The following is a 21,504-nucleotide window of genomic DNA, read 5'->3' as shown; positions in this document are numbered from 1 at the left end:
TCATCATTTTGACGAGGATGCGAGGAAATTCACCTTAGTTCCTGCCGCATAGATCCTCTGGAACTCAGCCCCCGATGCAATTCTCCTTGCCATTTCAGGATCGTTTATAACAAAACCTGAAAGGTCTCCAACACCGAAATCAAAGAACTGCGGTGCAAGAGGCGTCCCCGGCCCCACTATCGCGACTTTTTCTGCGTTTCCCGATAACTCCAGGAGCCTCGGAAGGCTCTTGTCCCCTATGGCCGCACATGTTATAAATGCGAAATCACACTCAGGGAGCAGGAAATCGCATGCATTATACGGATAATCGCCGGGGCCGGGGTCCCACTCGACGACGCTTAGGTCGCATACCGGCTCGAATAGGCCTTCAATAAACGGGAAATGGCCAACAACGCAAACCTTTTTGCCGCGGATCTCGTTCTGAGAGTTGATGAACGGATCTTTGAGCCTTCCCTCGACACGTCCCTGTTTGGGAATTTCAACTCCGTTCTTTTGTGCGTTTTCAGGGTGGTTGTACCACGCAACAATCGCGGCATTACCGACGGATGCCTCGATAAAATTCCATGATTTTACCAGTTCCGCTATTTCCTTCAGCGGTTTGCCTATCTTGTTCCCGTTATACTGCGGTGCACGCTGCCAATATGGCCTGTAGGGTGCTACACCCCCGCCACCATCTATCTGAACATATGTCAGTTCAGCCCCGATCACCACATCCCCGACGATGACGTCATCGGGAATCCCTTCGATCAGTGCGTCATAAATATCCCACGTACTCATTATTCATACCTCACAATCCGAATGTTAACCTTCATTCTTTCTTCCACCATACACCTCTTATCTCAGAAAAGACCAGAACCATTCATCCATAAATTCCTCAACAACGCCGTCGTCGATGACCTCCCCCTTCCTCAGGCTGTTGCGCAGGCCTAAAAGAATGTTGTCGACCTTTTCGATCTTTACAAGATTCTTCCTCTCGTTTGCCGTCGTAGTGAGAACCTTTGCGATACCCCCGTTTTTGATTACTATCCTCTTATCTGCCCTCAGGGCGAGGAGTGGGTCATGCGTGGACATCAGGATTATCTTTTCATTGCCGGCAAGTAGCCGGATTGCCTCCTTACGATCTATTCCCGCGTTCTCGATCTCGTCTATCAGAACTATCGGAGAGGCACTCATCAATGCAGTGTCGGCGATCATAAGAGCCCTTGACTGGCCTCCGGAGAGCTGTGTAACCTTTGTATCGGGCGAAAACTTCTCTCCCGCAAGGGAATTCGCACATTCAAAGCACCGCTCGACAACGTCTTCGACATCGGATACCATCCTGCTCTTCGCATGCATCTCCAAAAACTCCCGGACTGTCAGGTCCATTACGAAGTTCATCGTCTGGGATAGCTGTGCCACGAGTTTCCCGCCGGTATCGAACCGTCGCATCTCGTCGGGAACAGTTCCGTTGATCAGGATCTGCCTCAGTGTCGGCGTGTCCTTCTGGGCCATGCACTCGATATCCTCAAGGAGCCTGCTCTTTCCGGAACCGGTGGGACCGACGATGCTGATTATTTCGCCCGGCCTGACCGTCAGCTCCTCATTCTCGGATTCTCCGGACTTGTTCCGTCCCCCGATGATCGTAATAGATGAGATTGCATCCGGCCGGTCGTCTGGGTCAGAACGAAATGCCTCGAGAAACGTGCAGAAGTGATCGATTATGCTTTCATTGTCGAGCCCGAACTCCTCGAGCATCTCCGGATCGACATCGAGGAGGGCAGCGGGAAGAGTTTTGGATGAATCTATTCCACCAAGCCTGTGATTTGCAAGGTAGTCGACGGCAAGGGGATAGCGCTCCAGTATAACGCAGACAGGCGTTTCGGCGATCTCTTCATAGAAGTCGTAAGAACTCATTCCTCGAACTCCATCCTTTTAAGCATCCCCATCTGGTAGAAATCGCCGATCCTCGTCTCCCCCGTACAGTAGGAGCAGATTGCCGCCGGCATCGTAAACCTCAGGGTTCTGTCCTTCAGGGTATCGATCTCGGTCGCCTCGCTGAAGTATTTGGCAAGCATGAATGTCCCCTGCCCGGTAATCCCGTTGACGAAGATCACCTTCGCGTTCGAATTGACCTCCTTTATGTTGAAGGAAAATACCTCGCGTTCGGCCTGCGATACGATATCTCCCTTCGTCACGACCACGATATCGGCATACTTGAGCATCGGCCCTATCTTTCGGGGTGTGTTGACGCCCGAGAGGTTGTCGATTACGCATACAGAGAGTATGCCCTTGATATACGGCGAACAGCGGTTGCATAGTCCGGCGCTTTCTGTGATCAGAACTGAGAAGCCCTTTCTCTTACCCCATGAGACGGCGTCCTCGATATTGCTGACGAAGAAATGATCAGGGCAGATCTTTCCCGCAAATCCCGTCTGAACGGGGATATTGCTCTCGTTGTACCTTATGTGATCAAATGATGTGAGGGAGTCGAATTTGACAACACCAACGCTCCCTTCCGGAAGGCCGAGCGTGGCAATTGTTTTAAGAATTACCGAAGTCTTGCCGGAAGACGGCGGTCCGGCAACTGTTATCATCTTCATGGATGTTAGTAAAAGGTGCGCCTTTTTTGTTCATAATAATTGCTAAATAGTGCTGATTAATAAATGTAAAATGTTTAACATATCTCAAAAATATCACCCTACAAGGAATACAAGCATGATCCCCGCTTCCGGGGAGGATCTATATCATTACCGGCATCTGGATTTCAAAAATTGGATGTAAGATCTTAATTTATTATTTAGTACCGATATCTTCCTCGTAGACATCGAAGTATTCATCGGTCTCAATGATATGGTACCGGCCTGTTGCAGTTACATTATACGGGTTGCCTATTGTTGAATACGGGAGTACAAATTTGCCATCTTCGCTCTTTTGGGTGTATACGAATTCCCTCCCGGTATTGGTTTTAAGATTAAGTTCCACCGTGCCTTCTCCCGGAACTTCATAACCATCTACGTATTCGAAGACTTTGACGTTGTCATCGGGATCGGACGATTCAAAAACAAGCCTGTAGTTCTTAAGCGCCTGAACTGTGCAGCAGGGCGTATACGGGTCTTCGCTTACCAGGATGTCATCGGAAGTCGTTTCCGAAACTGCAGTGTCATAGTCCATGGTCTGATAACCGGTGATGGATCTTACGCCGCCACTTGTGACGGTCGTAATTACATCAACCTCTTCAGGCTCGATATAAGTTCCGTCCAGGTTTTGGAGCCTTACAACAGTTGCATTATAATAATTCGAGGTATACACCCTCGAATACCCGTTATCACTATAATCATCAGAGTTATAGAGACTTATCATATAATCGACCGTTATATCCGTGGGATCGACCCACGAAAGAATAGTCATGATTCCTTTCTCCGGGGTAGTAAGCTCCGAGTTTGTGACGACAAATCGTGCTCCGGCGTTATCTATTATCCGGTCGGCCTCTTCCTCCGATCCCGAGATTAGGAAATATGCACATCCCGTATCTCCCTGGACATTATCCTGGAACGGGTTTGAAACCGGGATTCTTTTCCCTGCAAGCGTGATTATATGACCGAAATCCCACCAGGACATTACACCATACGAATCTTCAGGATATACGAACGAATACGAAGAATATTCCCCGTAATAATCTACACCCGGATCAGGAGTATTTTCGTTCATCCATTCCATTGCCTCCAGCCATTTGTCCTTCTCAAAACTGACTCCGGCATACTCTTCAGTGAACTGGACGTCGTTTATAATGGATGCAGCAAAGAAAACGACTGTAATTCCTGTAATAACTAAAAATATTGCAGTTCCGGTCAGGTGATCGTCTTTGGCCTTCACACTTTTTTTCTTTGATTTTCCTTCAGCAGGCTTTTTCTCTTTCCCTATGTATGACAGAAAGTCGCCGTAATACCGGGAATATACATAATATATACACAATGCAGAAAGGAGTGCAAAGGGCGCTGCAACGAAATAATCAAACCTCATGTGTTTTATCGACACATATACCGTCATGAGCATCCAGAGAAGAACAAACAGGTAGCCGTTCTCTTTTGTCGAATACAATTTGTATAACGCGACTATTACCCCCCCTGCACCCAGAACCAGGCCGATCTGATAACTTTGCAGGATAAAATCGAGGGTCATCGGCTGCATCTCTGCAATCGCAACATTTCCAAAACCGAAAACAAGGTTTGCAGACGAGAAGAGGGACGAAAAAATATCAGGCACAACTATTGCGGATGCAAACAGGGCAATAACACCTGCCAGAATAAGAACGGACGGATATGCAATTTTATTATCCTTAAGATTTGTTTTTCGAAGCCCGAATGATATCAGGACCAGGACCCATGTTGCAACTATTACCAGAACCGGAATTATTACATGAACCGCCGTATACGACGAGATCGCAAAGCCGTCATATTTTATTCCGAATAACAATGCCAGGATAGCCGGGATTATCATTGCGACAGTGTTTATAAAGCCCAACTTATACGGAATATTCCCTGAATTGTGAGTAATTATGCAGGAGATCAATGTAAATATCGATATTAATACAAGGAAGAGGACAGTTGTCGGAGACGTGAAGTAACAGGCGCTGTAAAATACACCTGCAAGAACGGAGTACGCAAAGACCTTCAAAAATTCTTTGTCTTTGATATCCGGTTTGAATTCACCGGCAGAGTCCCGGACTGCAAAGATATAGAACATACAGAATATTGCTGAAAAGAGAATCTCCGCCGCATGATGATCGACATACCCGTATGATGTATAGTTCAGGAAGAAGAGAGAACTGACGGATATCAGCGCAGCCGCGATAATCCCGGCAAACCTGCTTTTACTAACGGATTCCGTGATGAAATAGACGACCGGAACCATTACAGCCGCCATTAGAGGGGGGACGAATGATGCGGCGTTTACGATCGCGGCCTGGCCTGATGCACCTGTTATAATTACGAAGGCACCTGCTATCATCGGGAACAGAGGCCCCCACCCGATATTCTTCCCGTCGGGGTATGCTGTCATCGGATCGAACCAGTCATACTGCAGGAAGTTATGGGCCATAACCTCTATCTGCCTGAGGTTGTACTCCGCATCACCCCTTAGCACGTGGATATACCCTGTATCAGGAAGGAGAAACAGAGGAATGATTCTCAGCATAAATGCAAGAAGAGCAAATATGAATAAAATTATTACAACATTTATGCTTTTTTTGGTGAAATCAAACATATCAGATAGTATTTCAGCCGGATAAACAAATAATTTTACCCCTGTTCTCCTCTGAATTTTCAAGAGTTCCAATTATCTGTCAGTTTTATTTTGACGGAAAGAAAAGAAGACCGGAAATGAGTTTGCCTTCTGAATAAAAGAGAGGTTTAGGGTTGTACTGGTTTTCTGGCATCAGGTCTTCTAAAAAAATGAAAAATCTATTTTTAGCCCTTGATCGTTACAACTGCACGTGAGATCAGCGTTCCACTGGCCTTGTCATTCACATCAAGGTAGAATGATTTGCCGATATTCTTCTGGTTTACAAAGTTCAGTGCCCAGAAAGCATTATCCGGATTAACAATACCATTCTTATCCGTGAATATCCAGTGATAGCCATTATAACTATAATCTCCTTTTCTAGAACTCAATGCAACTGTCGGCTGAAGTATTGTCGGATTACAGTTTGAAATATTAACATAGAGTGTATCTCCCGGATTAAACGAGGAAATGCCATAACCTTCAAAACCGCCATTGGTCGAATCATAGGACATTACAGCCACACCATCTGAATTAATAACAGTCGCAAGGTTTAGTGCGTTCGTTGACATAGCCTCAAGATTCGGACCGAATGTGGGCCCGTTCTTAACTGTTATCAACATATCAGCCGTAGGAATTGCTTCTCCACCGGCATGGACAATTTTAAGACCAGAAGTTACACTGAACTCTCCCTGAATAGTCGCCTGCGGTGCTTTTGTCTGCCCTTCTGCAAATCCGCCTGCAAATCCGCTCACAACCGCCGCGATAATGATTGTCACTACAAGCATCAACATGACACCGACGACGGGAGATACCGCTGAATCGTTATTTTTTATCATAATCAGTCCTCCACAGCAATATTAGCGCTGTAAATTGCAGCACCTGTCGGTGTATAAATTACCTTTAAGCTGACAGTGTCTCCTGCACGAAGCTGTTCCCAGCCGTATCCCAGTACTGCCTGTGTGGGATCGGCCTGTCCTTCTTCATAACCGCCCGAGACGCACTTATAGGCATACGGTGTTGCACCATTATAACCACTTTCTGCCGGTGTTGACAGTTTTCCTCCTATTGCCTCACCCGAATTAGATCCATACGGATACGCAAAAATGTTCACGCCTTCTCTTAATGTGTACTGCCCAAACCATCCGGTTTTCTGGTCTGCATCAGCGTCGCTTCCAAAGGGGTCAGTCGGGTTTGTCTGGTCGATTCCTGCCCCCATTCCATACGGTGCCGACGACCAGTTTGTTACTTCATTTGTCCTCATACCCACATAACAGATCACATTGGCACTGTTTGGAAGACTCGTGTTTCCACCTGTAAAAATATCACCATTCGATATTGTTTTTTGCTGCTCTGTAAGACCGGGATCGGTATTATCCTTCATAGTCGTCGACCATGAGGTAACAACCTTCAGGTCTGAAGTACTTATAGGTTCACTTACACCAAATACAGATGCCGTAAATCCACTTCCAACATAACTTCCCGTGTTTGCGATTGTAACATCCATAGAAAGCGTAGGGGACTTTTCCTGAGATCCGATAAGCCCTCCTGCAAAACCGCTCACAACCGCCGCGATGATTATCGTCACAACAAGCATCAGCATGACGCCCACGACGGGTGAGACCGCATCTTCGTTTTTCATACATTCACCATACATATGATGCACTACAGCACCATGATCACGAAGTTTGTAAGGACTGATACTTAATATTCGGCTAAAATAAATTAAATTACATTAATAAGTTAAGTAATAATGGATTGAATCCTTTAATTATCCGCCAGTGAGCTTTCAGGTACTTAAAAGTCCAAAACAGCCCCCGGTGGATCACCTGAATTTTTTTCACCCGCCTATAGGATATATATGCAAAGATCTACCCCTCGCGCGGTATGCAGATCATATGATGTCAATTGACACTCTGTAATCCCGGATGAATTGCTAAAAATTGTAAAAACAGCGTAAAAAATGAGATAAAATAATTACTCAGACAATATGAGTGCGTCACCATTCATTATCAGATATTATTGCTGAAATCCCGGATTTTAAGGAAGGAATGTCGTCATTTAAAACATTCCACACAATATCCCAGCTGACATCAAAATAACCATGCGTCAGACGGTCCCCCATTTTTCCAATAACCGACCAGTGTATTTCAGGATATTCTGCTTTCAACTCAGGAGATACATTCTTTGCAGCCTCGCCAATAATTTCCAGTGATTTCTGAACGACATGCTGCATTATTTTATCGGCATCCAGTTTTTCATATGTCAAAGATTCAGTAGCATCCAAAGAAACTCTATTTCATCACGTATATGACAGATAAACATCCTGTCGTGGTTCATACGCGGATTATCTCGGACATAACATCCTGACGAATATAAGAACTCAAAGCACGTTCGGTAACCAGATCTACTTTTCGACCGAATAGTTCTTCCAAATAATCTCCCAGATTAACCAGATTTGAAAGAGTAGCCTGACCGGCCGAAAATGAAATTAATACATCGATATCACTATCTGCGGTGTCCTCTCCCCTGCTGACAGAACCAAATATGCCGATAGATTCAATCCCAAAACTCTGTTGAATATAAGGCAGATTTGCATCAAGTTTCTTTAAAATCTCCTCCCTTATGCTTTTATAATTACCTGCCATAAAAATCCCCGGTTTATGAATAACATATCCAGACGAGGTAATGAGGTTTACTATGGAAATCAGTTCTTGGTTTATCCTCCGCAGGGACAGGATCAACATTTGCCAATGCCTGGTATGAAAAAAAATATGAGACTAACCAATCAGGGATGCACCCTGCTATATTGAAATTATCGCTGTCCATTCGTCGCGCGGGATAGAGATCATATGATATCAATAGACACCCTGTAATAAAAAACTCAATATTACTAAAAATGTGTCACTAGATTTAAATCATACAATTTTTACAGATCTCATCTCTCGACATCTTTTTTGAGAACATCACGCGGTTTTTCATAATTTTAAAAAAACTGTCAGAAAAAACATTTCCAAGTTTTACATCAGTCCGGTAACAGCACGGTGCAACATCACCATTGGTCCTGACAAACATCGTGTTTTTGAACAGGCAACACGGTGTCGTATGGGAAGGAGGAAGTTTTACCTCACACCCGATTTCACGGGCAGTTCTCTTTATCTGCGCAATTACAGGCTTTTCCATCTTATACATCTCTTTATCACACGGAAAAGAACGCTCAAAACTTACAAAATCGACCCCTATATCCTTCGCAAGCCGGATCATTTCAGAGATCTCACCATAATTTTCAGGCATCAGGGCTATGTTGACATAAGTCTTAAGGCCCAGATTATCTCCTGACGTTTCCTTTTCTGTGATAAAATCCCGGATGTTATTTTCAATCAGTGATGTAAAATTTTCCAGGGTCGGCATGCTGAATGCTATTGCATCAAGACCGCTGCCCAGTAGTTCCGGGCCATACCTGTTAAGAAGAGTTGCATTGGTTGTAAAATTGACAGACAATTTCCTCTTTGCCGAGGCGTATTCTATCATGGAGGGGAGATCCTCGTGCATAAGAGGTTCTCCCCATCCATGTAATGTAAGGTACCGGCATTTTGAAGCATCAAGTATCTGTTTAAACGCTTCAAATTTTATGTATTCATCCGAACTGCAAAGAGACTCACGCGGGCAAAAACTGCATTTCAGATTACACGCAGTTGTCGGCTCCAGATGAAGTATCGGAGGATAAGCATAATCTGCCACTGACATCTTACATTCACCTTATCTTGATTTAATTGAAGAAAACTGTCTGCAGACACTGCCGATTATTCCATCATTTATACCAAGAACTGACTTTGCTTCATTGCGGACATTGTTAGAGTTAAATATCATAACTCCTGCCAAAATGCCTATTCCGATAACATGAGCTGTAAACAGGCCCATAGCTGCATCGGACAAAATGATTGGAACACACATCAATGATCACCTCCGTAAATTCTACAAAATAACTTAATTTTTTCGAATAATAAATCTAACTTGTTTATCTCATACGCTGCCATTTTTCGTCCTCCAAATGAAATTTTTCAGAATATATTTAACAAAATATGCTATCAGTCCGGCAAGGAGACCACCTGAAAGCGCCAGAAGAAGCAATACAGGAAGTGAATAAGGGGACGGCAGCGCCGAGAACAGTCCGCCGGGACCCCAGAATATGAAATAATGAAAAAGGAAGTAGAGATTTGCAATACCACCGGCAATAACATACCTATACGGATAAAATCTGCACAATAAAGCACAAACAAGACCTGCAGCTGCAATGATTACGTAATACAGCGGGACAATACCTTCAGGAGCAGCAAATGCACAAAAGGCCAGTGTCAGGAAGCTTAACAATACGAGAACTGCAGGAACCAGATCTTTCCATAATCTGTTGTTCTCATCAATCATAAATGCAAATTCAATGATAATTGCCGCAATCAGATATACATCAACCAGGTGAATGGCCGCATAACCTGATGTGAGAAGGATGACTGCAATTATTAAAAATGAGGTCAAAATTCCCGTCCAGGGCTTTTTTATCAGAAGCATGGCCAGTATCATAAAAAAACAGGGAACAGTCCCGAATATAATTACACCGGCACCTCCCGGAAGCATCAGGTAATCGGATACGAATCCGTTGATCGTCCCGGTCGGAAGAATAAGTGCCGGCAGATACTCTTCAGATGCAACTGCAAAAATGGCAAGCAGAAACACTACTCCCAATTCTTTAAAAGAGAAATAGACAGTAGAATTACCTGGACTTCCTGTTGTATATGCCATAATTAATCAAAATAAAAAAAGATCAGTTTGTTTCGGTATCAGGCAGTGGAACTTTATTATAACTGTTCCAAAGAGCATTGATTCCATATGCAATCAGAGCCATAGAAGACCCGCATACAAGTGCGAATGATAACAATGCAGGAATCGCAGGTGCTACAGGAACCCACGTTGCAAAACCGCTCTTGCCATTAAACAGCCAGCAGAAAACGATATAAAATATCTCAGCTGCGCCTGCCCCGAATACATACTTCATCGGGTACATGTAGCATAACACAGCGATACAAATGGCAATAATTCCGGTCACTGCATATCCAAGCGGGAATACGGTTGCCGCAGCACCGCTCTCTCCCATTTTTGCATTCCCTGTCGCCATTAAAGCCAGGGTAATAAGACCCATGATCCCTATGAAAGCAGGGAATATGTAACTCCACGGCTTTTTTTCTATAGCAAGGAGCCCGAATATTTCAATAATAATTGCAACCATGACGACAAGCCAGTCCATTCTTCCTGTTCCAAGAATAACCGAGCCTAACAGCATCAGGATATAGGTCACAACACCGACACCTAAAGCCGCACCTGGTTTTTTCACAAGAAGAACGCCAAGTACAAGCCAGATACAGATAAATGCGCTGCTTATGAATATTCCGGCACCGGGTCCCGGGAGCTTTAAAAATCCGTGAACAAAAGAAGGTGCCGTTCCGCCGGGCAACATATATGAAAGTCCATACCTGCTTGTAAGAAAGGCGACCACTCCAAGCGCAAGAATTATCTCAATATCTCTTAATGTAAAATAATTCCTGACCTTCTCCATCAAACACTGATTAGAATTGTTTTCAGTCATTAGATGTCCTCAATCCATATTTTCCAATCCACATTTCAAAAATTACGTGCGATTTTAATAAGATGTACTCACAAATACAAATAAGCATTATTATTTAATAATCGCATAATAGTTAGTTGATTATGTTAACATGCTTACTTTGCTGATCCAGAGACCAGTCATAACCGTTTTCCGGTTATGAGAATTCCAGAGACATCAAAAACGTGATAATATGGCAGAAGATAAATCGGAATTTAAGATTTTGCTTGAAAAAGCGCAAACGTTTCATGGCGGCTTATGTGCAGGAATTGTCCTTGGAACCCGCCTGACAATGATTGGAATGCGTGAACTGGGTATGAATCCGATGGAGAGAAATAAGCACCTTATCGTTTACGTTGAAATAGACAGATGCCTTGCAGATGCCATTCAGGCAATTACAGGCTGTTCACTGGGGCACAGAACCCTGAAATACAAGCCATACGGTAAATTTGCAGCTACATATATTGATGACAGGACAGGTGAAGGAGTAAGGGTTCAGGTATTGGAAAAGAAGCGGACAGAAAAAACAGGAGCTGATGCGATGAAAGAGGCTTCAAGAATACTGCTTGAAGCACCAGAAGAAGATCTCTTCAGGTTTACAAAAGTGCACGTGGATATTCCCAAAGGAGATATGCCCGGACTCCCAATTAACAGGACCCGCTGCACAAGGTGCCGGGAAATGATCGTTGACGACAAGGAAGTAATTATTGACGGGGAGGTACTCTGTGCAAACTGTGCACAGGGTTCTTATTATTCCGGAATTGATTCATAAAATTAGAGATTCAAATATCTTTTTCCCACCATATTTTTGCCTGGTATGAAATGCCCTTCAGGACATAGCGGTTTTTTTCGTGTACAAGTTTTTCACTCAGGTATTCCCGGAGAATCTCAACCTGCTCACCGCTTTTAAGTTTTAATCCTGATGACTGGTCGGCTACCGCCTCGTCAATGCTTTGAAAATAAGAGTAGTTCTCCTCCTTTTCAACCTCAACACTGGCATAAATTCCCATTTGATTTAGGAGATTAAAGATAATATTAGGGGGCCGTCTTTCGCGTGCAGGAACACCGAACAGGTCTTCCCAGATATCAGCATAATTTCTCCGCCAGGGGGACTGCATATCAGCAAACCAGAAAATGTAAACATACCTGCAGGAAGCGTCATTCATTTTTAATAACGCCTCCTTAAGATCGGGCACACCAAGCGAGTATGATGCGACTACAATATCATATGGCGCTGAAAGGTCTGCTGACAGATCAACATCCTCCCACTTTTTCTCGATAACTTTGAGATTACTAATCCCGAACTCCAGAATATTCTCTCCAAGGCATGTGAGCATTCCGGGAGACGGCTCAATAGCAGTTACTTCACGGGTGATTCTTGACAGAGGCACTGCCAGTGTCCCGGGCCCTGCACCTATGTCCAGGATCCTTGAACCAGGACTGATATCCATTGCCCGTATTCTTGCCCGTGATTTCCTGTAATTATCCTCTTTTGCAGATTTGTCAAATTTCCGGCACCTGTGCAAATCAGACCATCTGTCAATGCAGGTTACCGTATTCCCTCTATGATCGGGATCAGGATTGCCCCAGGCCTCATTCCAGTCGATATCGCAGACATTAATCGCTGACAATTTTTCACCAATGTATATAAAACGGATATCATTCTGAAGAAATGAATCAGAATATATATTCAATTTAACAAATTTAAAATGTTCATTATTTGTGCAACGCAGATGACAAAGAAATTATGATTTCTTCTCAGAACTACCTGACCGAAAAGGAATAAAATACGAGATGGATATTATGGACGGGACAAAATCACACTCAATACTAAAAAAGGGCTATATAAAGTTAAAAGATGAATACCGGCGGCTGAATATGCCTGAACCGGTTGTCAAATATTTTGGAATCAATCCGGGATGGAATGCAGTCATCGGAACACAGGGCTGCTGCGGAGTTGCGATGAGTTTTCAGGACAACAACCCGCAATATGGGGATGACCAGACGTACCAGGACCTCAAATACCTTAAATCATGTGTAGGCCGGTCCCTTTTTGAGTTTGCAGATGAGAACATCCGCGAAAGCCGCCTAAGCCGCCACTCGGTTGCTCTCGCGGCTCTCAACGCGTTATCCCAGCCTTTTGTAACTGATGAGATGCTTAACGGCAAAGGGTACAAGACCGGATTTGAAGTGAAAGACATGGTAAGACCTGACGACAATCTTGTAATCGTAGGATACGGCGGCCTTGTCAAAAGTTATGCAGGGCGGTGCAGGGAGCTGCATGTCACAGATCAGCGGCCTGTTGAAACTTTCCGGACGACCATAATCGGGAATGATGTAATTGAAGGCCCTCTTGGAATTACCGTTCACCCGGCCGAAGAAAACAAAGAGGTTTTGGAGAATGCCGACATTGCAATAATTACCGGCTCAACACTCGTAAACGGTACATTTGAAGAAGTGTTTGAATATGCTAAAAATGCAAGATTACGTGCAATATACGGCTCCAGCGCCCAGCTGATTCCCGATGCTCTCTTTGAGAATAATGTAGACATCGCGATGTCGGTTGCGATAAGCGACCCTCAAAAATTTGAATACGATGTTTTAAACGCCCCGGATATGGAAACAGCGCTTAGAAAACACCAGAGGAAATATAATACCGGATGCATCTGAAAATTTCTGTTCATTAAAAAAACAGATTAACGTCATCTGTTTTTTCTAATAAGCATCCAAAAGCCGGTATCATCATTTATTATTGAATAATCCTTAATTCCTGCAGATTCGATTGATTCTTCGATCTCTCCCTGCCTGAACTTTTTAAATCTTGGCCTCACAGGCTTTACCGGATCATCGACTATTCCCCTTTCCTTTCTTGACGCAAGGACTTCGTCACGAATTTCAGAGCTTCCGTACCCACCGCCAATGTAGGCTTTTCCATCCGATCTCAAGACCCTGCATATCTCCATTATCGCAAGTGAGAAATCATCCCAGAAGTGGTATGACCCCCTGCTGATTACAAGATCAAATGTCAGATCATCAAAAGGAATATTGTGGACATCACCCGTGACAGGCATAATCCTGTCCGAGAGACATTCATCCCTGATGTTTGCAAGGGCGATCTCATACATCTCCGGTGAAATATCAAGCGACGAGATCTGAAGGTCCGACTGCTTTGCAACTGCTATCGAAAGGGAAGCAGGACCGCAGCCGATGTCAAGGCATTTTCCCTGCGTGATCTTTGTCCTCTCCAGCATCTGCTCCGCGATCAAAGGATAGATCCCTGAGAATACTTTCTTTGCAAATTCATTATACTCGAGAGCCTTTTCTTTTGTCTTCCAGAAAGGGTCTACTGATTCATCCATGTTGGTACAACTCTTCTTTTTTTAGTTTTTTTGAACATGCGGACGCTACATATTAAAAAAATAGAGTTTTTTCTGCTTGATCTTTCAACTTGGAACTATGTATCAATCATCACCTTACTTTTTGAAATAAGTTTGCCATCGGTTGAATCAACCTCAAGTATTAATGATTTTCCAACCGCATCACTGCCTAATGGACCGGAAATTCCAGCCGGATAAAACATAGTTTCTCCGGGCCTGAAGACCGGAACCGTATACTGACCGGTTATGGGATTTTGCCAGACAGTCCCTTCAACATTTGTAATTTCAGATTTGTTCAGCATATTTAGTCCTGCTCCTGTAGTTCCCAACTGGGAAAACAAACTCTGGTACCCTCCGAAGTCATCATCGTTCTGCTGAAGTTTGATCGTTATCTTTTGAGTTGAAAGTTGATCTCCGCCCTCGTGGGTTATCGTAAGAACATCTGTAGACAAAGAATATGCACCTGAAATTACTGCATTTGGTGTTGAATCGTCTGAACTACTAAATCCCCCTGCAAAACCGCTCACCACCGCAGCAATTATGATTGTCACTACAAGCATAAGCATTACCCCGACAACAGGGGACACAGCGGTTTCATTTATCTCTGAAAATTCCATTGCTTTAGCCCTCCACCTGGATATTTTTCTGCCAGATCACGCTACCGGTGGGCGTGTAAATGACTTTCATATTAACTGTATCACCCGCACGGAGCAGATTCCAGTCATCTCCAAGAACAGCCATCATCTGATCAACACTCGTTTCATCAAATGTGGCTTTTGTGCCGCCCGTCCTCGCCGAATATCCGTAGGCATAATAATATCTTCCGCCACCTGTATTTCCGGAATCCTGCGGAGTTATGCCGTATCCTACATCAAAACTGCCTCCTCCTGTAGCCTGACCTCCTTTATCACCGCCAAAGGGCCTGGCAAACATAATAGTTCCCGCCTGCAGTTTGTAATTCCCAAACCAGGAATAATTGGTCAAATTTCCAGATTCTATTTCAGCCATCGTAGCTTTAGGATCACCGTTTTTAGAATAATCAGGTGAATTCACCGTCCGTTCATAAGGCCAGAAATTGGCATTTTCTGTTCCGTTCAACCCGACTCCGGGCCCATATCCCTGAGGACATACAGACTGCCAAAGCTCATAGTTAGACCATGGATTCATGCTATATGTAACATTGAAATTTCTTTCACCCGGCACGATATCTGTACCACCCTCGACGGCATCTCCGTTGATAAGCCCCTTCGCCCACGATGTTACGATTTTAAGATCGGCTGTGTCTATCGGCTTGTCAACTCCGGTAACTACAGCTTTAAAATAACTGGACTGCCAGTAACCCGAATTCACGATCTTTACGTCCATTGAGAGCTGCGGAGCCTGAGCCGAATTTGCCCCCATATTCCCGGCAAAACCACTAACAACAGCTGCAATAATTATTGTAACAACAAGCATCAGCATAACGCCGACAACAGGGGATACAGCTGAATCATCAATAAATTTCAATAATCTTTCTTTCTTCATTCAAAACACCTATCCTGATATTGAAACTGTAGTCTCTGCAATTGTTGTTCCGCCTGAGTCCTGAAGCTCAATAGTAAATGAAAGACCGATATTTTCGGAGTTTTTAAATCCAAGATTAGGATCTAGATAATCAGTAGTTCCATCAGGCCGTTCCTGAACATATGAAAGATTATCGGCAGATATTCTTACAGTATCTCCTGCAATAAAGGACTTCGTGACATTGAGGCTCAAATCTGCATTTTTGGCCCATGCTTTCTTATCATCACCCGTAGTTACAATGATACTTTTGTTTACTTCCCAGGCGTATTTATCAGCATCCGCTCCGAATGATTTTGTCGGACGGACATATACTGTTGTAGTGGTGATAGGGATTGCATCTCCACCGTTATGAGAAATTGTCATTCCGTTCGACTGGCTATATGTTCCTGAAATTGTTGCCTGAGGAAGTTTTGAAGTCTCACCGACTAAACCACCTGCAAAACCGGAAACAATCGCTGCAATAATCAGAGTTACAACAAGCATCAGCATAACACCGACAACAGGAGATACCCCAGATTCAGAATTAAAGCTTTTTCCCTGCATAACTACTCCTCCACAGAGACTTGCTTGTTGATAATTGACTTTCCTGAGGCAACATGAATAATGCGTACATTAACGGTGTCACCTGCTCCAAGATTACACCAATTCTCTCCAAGAATTTCCTGCATGGCATCATATCTGTCAGAAGCATGATTATATTCATAGTCTGAATAATCGCCTGACGGACTGTCCTGTAATGTTGTACCGGCCATTAAGGTGTAATTGCCCCACTGAGCTCCGGGAGGATGAAAAGTACTGTTCGCCCATTCAGCTATCCCAACACCATAACCGGTAGGAACAGAATACGAAGCTATATTCAAGCCGGATTCTCCCACACTGACGTTAACGGACCCTGCAAGAATTGTATTTCCACCACTAATTGTTTCACCAGAATCCCTGTCTTTTGTAGTCCATGATGTCACAATCTTCAGGTTTTTCGTGTGGATTGGTTCACTGACACCAAGTATCTTTATCGAAAAGTAGGAGTTAGAAGAATCTCCTCCATTTTTTATGTCGATCTCTGCTGTGGCCGTTGGGGCATTTTGTGAATTCCCTACAAGACCACCTGCAAAACCGCTCACTACCGCTGCGATGATAATCGTCACAACCAGCATTAGCATGACGCCCACAACGGGTGAAACCGCATTTTCGTTCTTCATTCCATTCACCATAGATATGATGCACTAAAGCACCATGCAGAAAAGGTTTGTAAAGATGTGTATTTAATCGTCAACTAAAATAAATTAAATTACATTAATTAATCATATGACAATAGCTAATTTATTTTAATTATTGAAAAGAGTCTTTTCATAACGATCCCGGCAATGTATGAGCTCTGATCGATCTTACCGGCAAATCTTTCAATTTCTGGTCCCAACACCCCAAATCTACTCATCGCGCGGAATACAGATCTTATGAGTACGCCGGACATTCTCGTAGTCTTCGATGCACACGCTCACCCCGTATACATTCTGGATCAGATCGGCGGTCATTACATCCTCGGGAGCACCGTCCGCAATCACCTTCCCTCCCTGGATCATCAGAACACGATTTGCATAGAGAAATGCATGATCAGGATTATGGGTGGAAAGAATCACGATATACCCGTCCTTTGCAAGATTCACAATCCTCCTCATTACCCTCCACTGGTTTCCGTAGTCCAGATTCGCGGTCGGCTCGTCCATGATCAATATCTTTGCCTTCTGGACAAGAGCACGGGCAATAAGTGCAAGCTGCCGTTCCCCCCCGGAGATCTCCCCGTAACCTGCATTCTTCAGGTGGGCGATTCCGAGACTTTTCATCGCCTCGTACGCCTCGTCGACATGCTGCTGCTTCGGCTCGGAGAGGATACTGATCTGGTTTGTAAGCCCCATAAGGACGACATCCAGAACAGTGAAGTTGAACACAGGAAAAGTCGACTGCGGAATATATGCAATCTTCTTTGCAATCTGCTTGTGATCAAGTGTTTTTATATCGGCTCCTTCCAGGAAAACAGAGCCCGAATAATTTCTCAGGAACCCGAGAATGCAGCGAAACATCGTGCTCTTCCCGACCCCGTTAGGTCCCAGAACTGCAAGAAGATCCCCATCCTTTGCAGAAAACGAGACATCGCATAACACATCCCTGAGATTTTTCCCGTAGGAAAACGTCAGATTTTCAACCTCAAGTGTCATGATCGCCTCCCGTTGACAATCAAAAGGTATGCAAAGATCGGCCCGCCGACGAATGCGGTAAGGATTCCCAGTGGAACCTCGATCGATGCCATCGTCCGTGCAAAATCGTCGACCAGCAGGAGGAAACCGCCGCCCATGAATATGGACGCCGGAATGATCAGCCTGTAGTCATACCCAAAGACCATCCGGCAGAAATGTGGAATTACAAGGCCTACCCACCCGATTATCCCCGATATGGCCACGGCAACCGCAGTGATGAGAGTTGCACATGCGATGACGACAACACGCAGGAGCCTGGTATTCACCCCCATGCTCTTCGCCTCGTCCTCCCCGAGGGTCAGGATGTTCAGCCTCCATTTAAGGAGAACAAGCGGTATCAGTCCGGCAATGATCAGCGGTCCGGCGTAAAAAACATCTGACATCGTCGAAGCCGAGAGACTTCCCATGAGCCAGTATGTTATCGCCGGAAGCTGCTCGGTGGTATCGGCGATCAACTTGATATAGGAAAGCGAAGCCGAAAAAAGACTTCCTACAAGAATACCTGCAAGAACCATTCCTAAAATAGGGGACCCTTTGGTAAGCCGGCTTATGCAATATGCGACACCTACCGCGGTGATGGCGCCTGTAAAAGCAAACATGGTTACAGCACCGCTTCCAAGGGAGAGAAAAATTGCAAGAGATGCCCCGAAACCCGCTCCTGCCGATGCACCGAGAATGTCAGGGGAGACCAACGGATTCTGAAACATTCCCTGGTATGCCGCACCTGCAGTAGATAAAGCCGCACCGACAAGTAATGCAGCAAGAATTCTCGGAAGGCGGATATTCATCACGACACTATTCATCGCATAGTCCCATGTTTCTTCAATAGGAGATGCGTTTATTATCGAGAGAATATTTGAAGTAAGAATCATCACAACATCGGGCATGCTGATGGAAAAACGCCCGACTCCAAGCGAGAAAAGGGCACAGAAACAAACTGCGGCAACAAGGACTACAAACCTTAACCGGTAATTCGGGAGTATTCTCTCATTATTTTCGGGATCGCTCATAAAATGCAATAAAATGTTGGGCAATTGATCAAATAACTCATAAAGTTAAATGAACGTGATTATAACTGCAATATTGCCCGGAGATAATTAAGACTTAAATTTAAAATTATGACAGGCCCAGTTCATCCAGTTTATAACTGTAGAGGCCCTTCTTTTGCTTGTTGTCAGGCTATAGCCCATGTAATTCTCCATTATGATATGAGCTATGTCATCCTTTGAAATCTTACTTACATCGTAATCATAATCTCTAAGCAGAATCAGCGTCGAGCGAAAAACCGGTTTTTTCAGCAGTTGAACGAATAATATCCGGGTCCTGCATATCCTGATCGGACAGCGTTTAATCTCTTTTCCAAGCCCTGTCAAAACGAATGAACCGACCGAATACTGATCCCTTGCCAATAGTCCAAGATATACCGCGGCATTTGCATAATAGTCGCCCTGTCGTCCGTGAAATTTAAGATGCTTTGATATCTGCTCACTCGTTTTCCGGTTTTCATTGAAAGAAACTACTACATCAAGGATCTTATCAAGATCATTTGCCTGCGGAAACGGTACCCTGACGGGATTCAAAGGATCTTTTTGTACTGAGATAAGCATTTCATCAAGATCGATATATGATCCGGAATCGATATCGAAAGAAGACTCCCGCAAATTTTGTTTACCGGCATCATAACGATCTGTTCCCGGATTATTTTTTTCCATCAGACTCCTCCCGGCTTACACTTAATTTGAATTTGAAACCTTAAGATAAAATCTGTCATTGGAACAATAATTTTCCGGCCGAAAAAGATCAAATTTCGTGCGCAACCAACGGCTCACAATGTTCATATATATATCACTATTTAGGCTTTGTAGATCTCATTAATTTAACAATGTTAATAAAAAATAATATACAAATGATCTCAGTTAAATACAATTACTTCATGATCTCGTACTTAAGGAAGTGGTTTCACACGATTGTTATGACCCACTTCTAGAACACCGGCCTTACGGCCACGGGGAATTAACATGAATTTTCTAAAGGTAAAACCGGGGCATAGAGAAGACGCTGTGTCTCCCGTTGTCGGTGTAATGCTGATGCTGGTTGTCACCATCATCATTGCAGCGGTAGTAAGCGGGTTTGCAGGCGGCCTTGTGGGAGGAACGAGCCAAAAGGCGCCTCTGCTTACAATGGACGTAAAGATTTCGAATACTGGAAGCTATATAGGGAGTGGATTTTCGGCAACCGTCACGAGTGTCAGCGATCCTATTTCAACGAAGGACATTAAGATCGCGACTTCCTGGAAGGTTACAGACAGTGCCACAGGTGACGTGACCTCCGGAGGGAGCACCACAACACCTCTTGTTCTAAACGTAAGGTGCCCCAGAAGTAACAACAGCTGTGCTCCGTACGGGTACGGCCCGGGTGTAAGCTCGTCTTCGGGTGGCCAGTCCCTGACAAGTGCTTACAAAAACCCTGATCAGCACTTTGGAAATTACTCGCTTGTACAGGGAACAGGGCTTGTTGCGTACCCATACGGCAGTTGTTCTGACGATGCCATCGGCTCGTCTACCGGTATGAGTGACGAAGGTGGTTACGGCGTCGTTGATGACTATTCATACACTCCCGGGGGTTTATACTGGAACAATTATGATTCTGCGCAGGCCGTGCTCGGTACCGGATGGGAATCACTGAGACTTGGAGATACCGTGAACGTCAAAGTGATCCACATCCCGACCGGGAAAGTGATCTTCGAAAAGGATGTCTCGGTTACGGAGGGCTAAAGCATGGAATTTAAATCTGATAACAATGCAGTATCGCCGGTAGTCGGCGTTATGATGATGCTTGTTGTGACAATCATCATAGCAGCAGTGGTCTCCGCATTTGCAGGCAGTTCGATGGACAACCAGCAGAAAGCCCCGCAGGCGACTATCCAGGGGAAATTCAGCATAGGAACAGGCATGGAGATCATTCACATGGGCGGAGATGCTCTCGCAACCAATGATCTCGTATTCACTGTAAGAAACAGCCCTGTATTCGGACCGAACCTTGAACAGGCCACTTCGCAGATTATCGATAAAAAGCTGATAACCGACGGCAGGGAAAGACCACTTGACTGCGGAGACGGCAGTACAGATGTTACCTCATTCAAATCAGGTGACACTCTCTACATCAGTTCATCAAATATCAGGTGCGATCTGCTTCAGCCGATACTCGTCCCGGAGGATTATTCTGATTCCGATAATATCAGGAGCGACGGCTATAGCTATAACAGTACCGGCGACTATCAGAACCGGTGGAATTTGTGCTTTAAAAACAACGAAAATATCGGAAACACCTTCTACCTTGATATCAGTGACAAGAGCGGGAACCTTATCTGCAGAAGCGAGGTCACGATAACGGCCTGATC

The 21,504-nt window shown here is 44.5% G+C and carries 25 protein-coding genes; 4 read left to right on the top strand and 21 right to left on the bottom strand.

What is annotated here, in order from left to right; all coding sequences use genetic code 11:
* Positions 1–3: 3 nt before the first annotated feature.
* From METPAY_RS12065 to METPAY_RS12015, 12 genes are all read right to left on the bottom strand, one after another.
* Positions 4–777 carry a DUF364 domain-containing protein gene (locus tag METPAY_RS12065; protein ID WP_048152806.1) on the bottom strand — a complete coding sequence of 258 codons (774 nt, stop codon included), beginning with the start codon at positions 775–777 and terminating at the stop codon, positions 4–6.
* Between the two features lie 57 nt (positions 778–834).
* On the bottom strand, positions 835–1,893 hold the full coding sequence (locus tag METPAY_RS12060) for an ATP-binding cassette domain-containing protein (protein ID WP_048152805.1): 1,059 nt from the start codon (positions 1,891–1,893) through the stop codon (positions 835–837).
* On the bottom strand, positions 1,890–2,579 hold the full coding sequence (locus METPAY_RS12055) for a GTP-binding protein (RefSeq protein ID WP_048152804.1): 690 nt from the start codon (positions 2,577–2,579) through the stop codon (positions 1,890–1,892). The genes METPAY_RS12060 and METPAY_RS12055 overlap by 4 nt, the downstream gene beginning before the upstream one ends.
* 193 nt (positions 2,580–2,772) lie before the next feature.
* The gene (locus METPAY_RS12050; protein WP_048152803.1) at positions 2,773–5,241 is read right to left on the bottom strand and encodes an oligosaccharyl transferase, archaeosortase A system-associated; all 2,469 of its coding nucleotides are present in this window, start codon (positions 5,239–5,241) and stop codon (positions 2,773–2,775) included.
* A gap of 203 nt (positions 5,242–5,444) precedes the next feature.
* A complete protein-coding gene (locus METPAY_RS14440; RefSeq protein ID WP_052418820.1) occupies positions 5,445–6,095 on the bottom strand; it encodes a type IV pilin in 651 nt (216 codons plus the stop codon).
* Positions 6,096–6,097: 2 nt separating this feature from the next.
* Entirely contained in the window at positions 6,098–6,898 is an 801-nt protein-coding gene (locus tag METPAY_RS14435) for a type IV pilin (protein WP_052418819.1), read from the bottom strand.
* Between the two features lie 357 nt (positions 6,899–7,255).
* A complete protein-coding gene (locus tag METPAY_RS12035) occupies positions 7,256–7,543 on the bottom strand; it encodes a HepT-like ribonuclease domain-containing protein (RefSeq protein ID WP_048152802.1) in 288 nt (95 codons plus the stop codon).
* A gap of 49 nt (positions 7,544–7,592) precedes the next feature.
* Complete coding sequence (locus METPAY_RS12030; protein WP_048152855.1) at positions 7,593–7,904, bottom strand: nucleotidyltransferase family protein; 312 nt, start codon at positions 7,902–7,904, stop codon at positions 7,593–7,595.
* A 265-nt stretch (positions 7,905–8,169) separates the two neighbouring features.
* On the bottom strand, positions 8,170–9,003 hold the full coding sequence (locus METPAY_RS12025; RefSeq protein WP_084600871.1) for a radical SAM protein: 834 nt from the start codon (positions 9,001–9,003) through the stop codon (positions 8,170–8,172).
* A gap of 12 nt (positions 9,004–9,015) precedes the next feature.
* Entirely contained in the window at positions 9,016–9,210 is a 195-nt protein-coding gene (locus METPAY_RS15025; RefSeq protein ID WP_157199080.1) for a hypothetical protein, read from the bottom strand.
* Positions 9,211–9,279: 69 nt separating this feature from the next.
* A complete protein-coding gene (locus METPAY_RS12020) occupies positions 9,280–10,053 on the bottom strand; it encodes a hypothetical protein (protein WP_157199079.1) in 774 nt (257 codons plus the stop codon).
* A 22-nt stretch (positions 10,054–10,075) separates the two neighbouring features.
* Positions 10,076–10,894 (bottom strand): hypothetical protein, encoded by an 819-nt coding sequence (locus METPAY_RS12015; RefSeq protein ID WP_157199078.1) that lies wholly within the window; start codon positions 10,892–10,894, stop codon positions 10,076–10,078.
* Positions 10,895–11,105: 211 nt separating this feature from the next.
* Here METPAY_RS12015 and METPAY_RS12010 point away from each other — a divergent pair, with 211 nt between their 5' ends.
* Positions 11,106–11,684: an FmdE family protein gene (locus tag METPAY_RS12010; RefSeq protein WP_048152798.1), complete on the top strand. Its 579-nt coding sequence runs from the start codon at positions 11,106–11,108 to the stop codon at positions 11,682–11,684.
* A 10-nt stretch (positions 11,685–11,694) separates the two neighbouring features.
* Here the strand turns inward: METPAY_RS12010 and METPAY_RS12005 are convergent, their stop codons facing one another.
* Entirely contained in the window at positions 11,695–12,438 is a 744-nt protein-coding gene (locus tag METPAY_RS12005) for a class I SAM-dependent methyltransferase (RefSeq protein ID WP_281174107.1), read from the bottom strand.
* Between the two features lie 268 nt (positions 12,439–12,706).
* Here METPAY_RS12005 and METPAY_RS12000 point away from each other — a divergent pair, with 268 nt between their 5' ends.
* Positions 12,707–13,582 (top strand): Rossmann-like domain-containing protein, encoded by an 876-nt coding sequence (locus tag METPAY_RS12000; protein ID WP_048152797.1) that lies wholly within the window; start codon positions 12,707–12,709, stop codon positions 13,580–13,582.
* A gap of 32 nt (positions 13,583–13,614) precedes the next feature.
* Here the strand turns inward: METPAY_RS12000 and METPAY_RS11995 are convergent, their stop codons facing one another.
* The 8 genes from METPAY_RS11995 to METPAY_RS11960 all read right to left on the bottom strand — a co-directional run bounded on the left by METPAY_RS11995 (position 13,615) and on the right by METPAY_RS11960 (position 19,816).
* Entirely contained in the window at positions 13,615–14,271 is a 657-nt protein-coding gene (locus tag METPAY_RS11995; RefSeq protein WP_048152796.1) for a class I SAM-dependent methyltransferase, read from the bottom strand.
* Between the two features lie 95 nt (positions 14,272–14,366).
* Positions 14,367–14,906 (bottom strand): type IV pilin N-terminal domain-containing protein, encoded by a 540-nt coding sequence (locus METPAY_RS15370; protein ID WP_052418816.1) that lies wholly within the window; start codon positions 14,904–14,906, stop codon positions 14,367–14,369.
* 4 nt (positions 14,907–14,910) lie between these two features.
* Positions 14,911–15,813 carry a type IV pilin N-terminal domain-containing protein gene (locus tag METPAY_RS11985; protein ID WP_048152795.1) on the bottom strand — a complete coding sequence of 301 codons (903 nt, stop codon included), beginning with the start codon at positions 15,811–15,813 and terminating at the stop codon, positions 14,911–14,913.
* Between the two features lie 9 nt (positions 15,814–15,822).
* Entirely contained in the window at positions 15,823–16,395 is a 573-nt protein-coding gene (locus METPAY_RS15365) for a type IV pilin N-terminal domain-containing protein (RefSeq protein WP_052418815.1), read from the bottom strand.
* A 2-nt stretch (positions 16,396–16,397) separates the two neighbouring features.
* Positions 16,398–17,051 carry a type IV pilin N-terminal domain-containing protein gene (locus METPAY_RS14420; protein WP_157199076.1) on the bottom strand — a complete coding sequence of 218 codons (654 nt, stop codon included), beginning with the start codon at positions 17,049–17,051 and terminating at the stop codon, positions 16,398–16,400.
* Between the two features lie 228 nt (positions 17,052–17,279).
* Positions 17,280–18,065 (bottom strand): ABC transporter ATP-binding protein, encoded by a 786-nt coding sequence (locus METPAY_RS11970; RefSeq protein ID WP_048152794.1) that lies wholly within the window; start codon positions 18,063–18,065, stop codon positions 17,280–17,282.
* Positions 18,062–19,114, bottom strand: a complete 1,053-nt coding sequence (locus METPAY_RS11965; RefSeq protein ID WP_048152793.1) for a FecCD family ABC transporter permease — start codon at positions 19,112–19,114, stop codon at positions 18,062–18,064. The genes METPAY_RS11970 and METPAY_RS11965 overlap by 4 nt, the downstream gene beginning before the upstream one ends.
* Before the next feature lie 87 nt (positions 19,115–19,201).
* Positions 19,202–19,816: a DUF7226 domain-containing protein gene (locus METPAY_RS11960; protein ID WP_048152792.1), complete on the bottom strand. Its 615-nt coding sequence runs from the start codon at positions 19,814–19,816 to the stop codon at positions 19,202–19,204.
* Between the two features lie 306 nt (positions 19,817–20,122).
* On the opposite strand from METPAY_RS11960, the gene METPAY_RS11955 reads away from it, so the two are divergent.
* Together METPAY_RS11955 and METPAY_RS14415 are read left to right on the top strand one after the other, a co-directional pair.
* Entirely contained in the window at positions 20,123–20,878 is a 756-nt protein-coding gene (locus METPAY_RS11955) for a type IV pilin (RefSeq protein WP_048152791.1), read from the top strand.
* 3 nt (positions 20,879–20,881) lie between these two features.
* Entirely contained in the window at positions 20,882–21,502 is a 621-nt protein-coding gene (locus METPAY_RS14415; protein ID WP_052418813.1) for a type IV pilin N-terminal domain-containing protein, read from the top strand.
* Positions 21,503–21,504: the final 2 nt, after the last annotated feature.

The organism is Methanolacinia paynteri, assembly GCF_000784355.1.
GTDB classification, from domain to species: Archaea; Halobacteriota; Methanomicrobia; order Methanomicrobiales; family Methanomicrobiaceae; genus Methanolacinia; species Methanolacinia paynteri.
The sequence above is the reverse complement of the archived record's forward strand: the minus strand, read 5'-3'. Positions and strand labels throughout refer to the sequence as shown.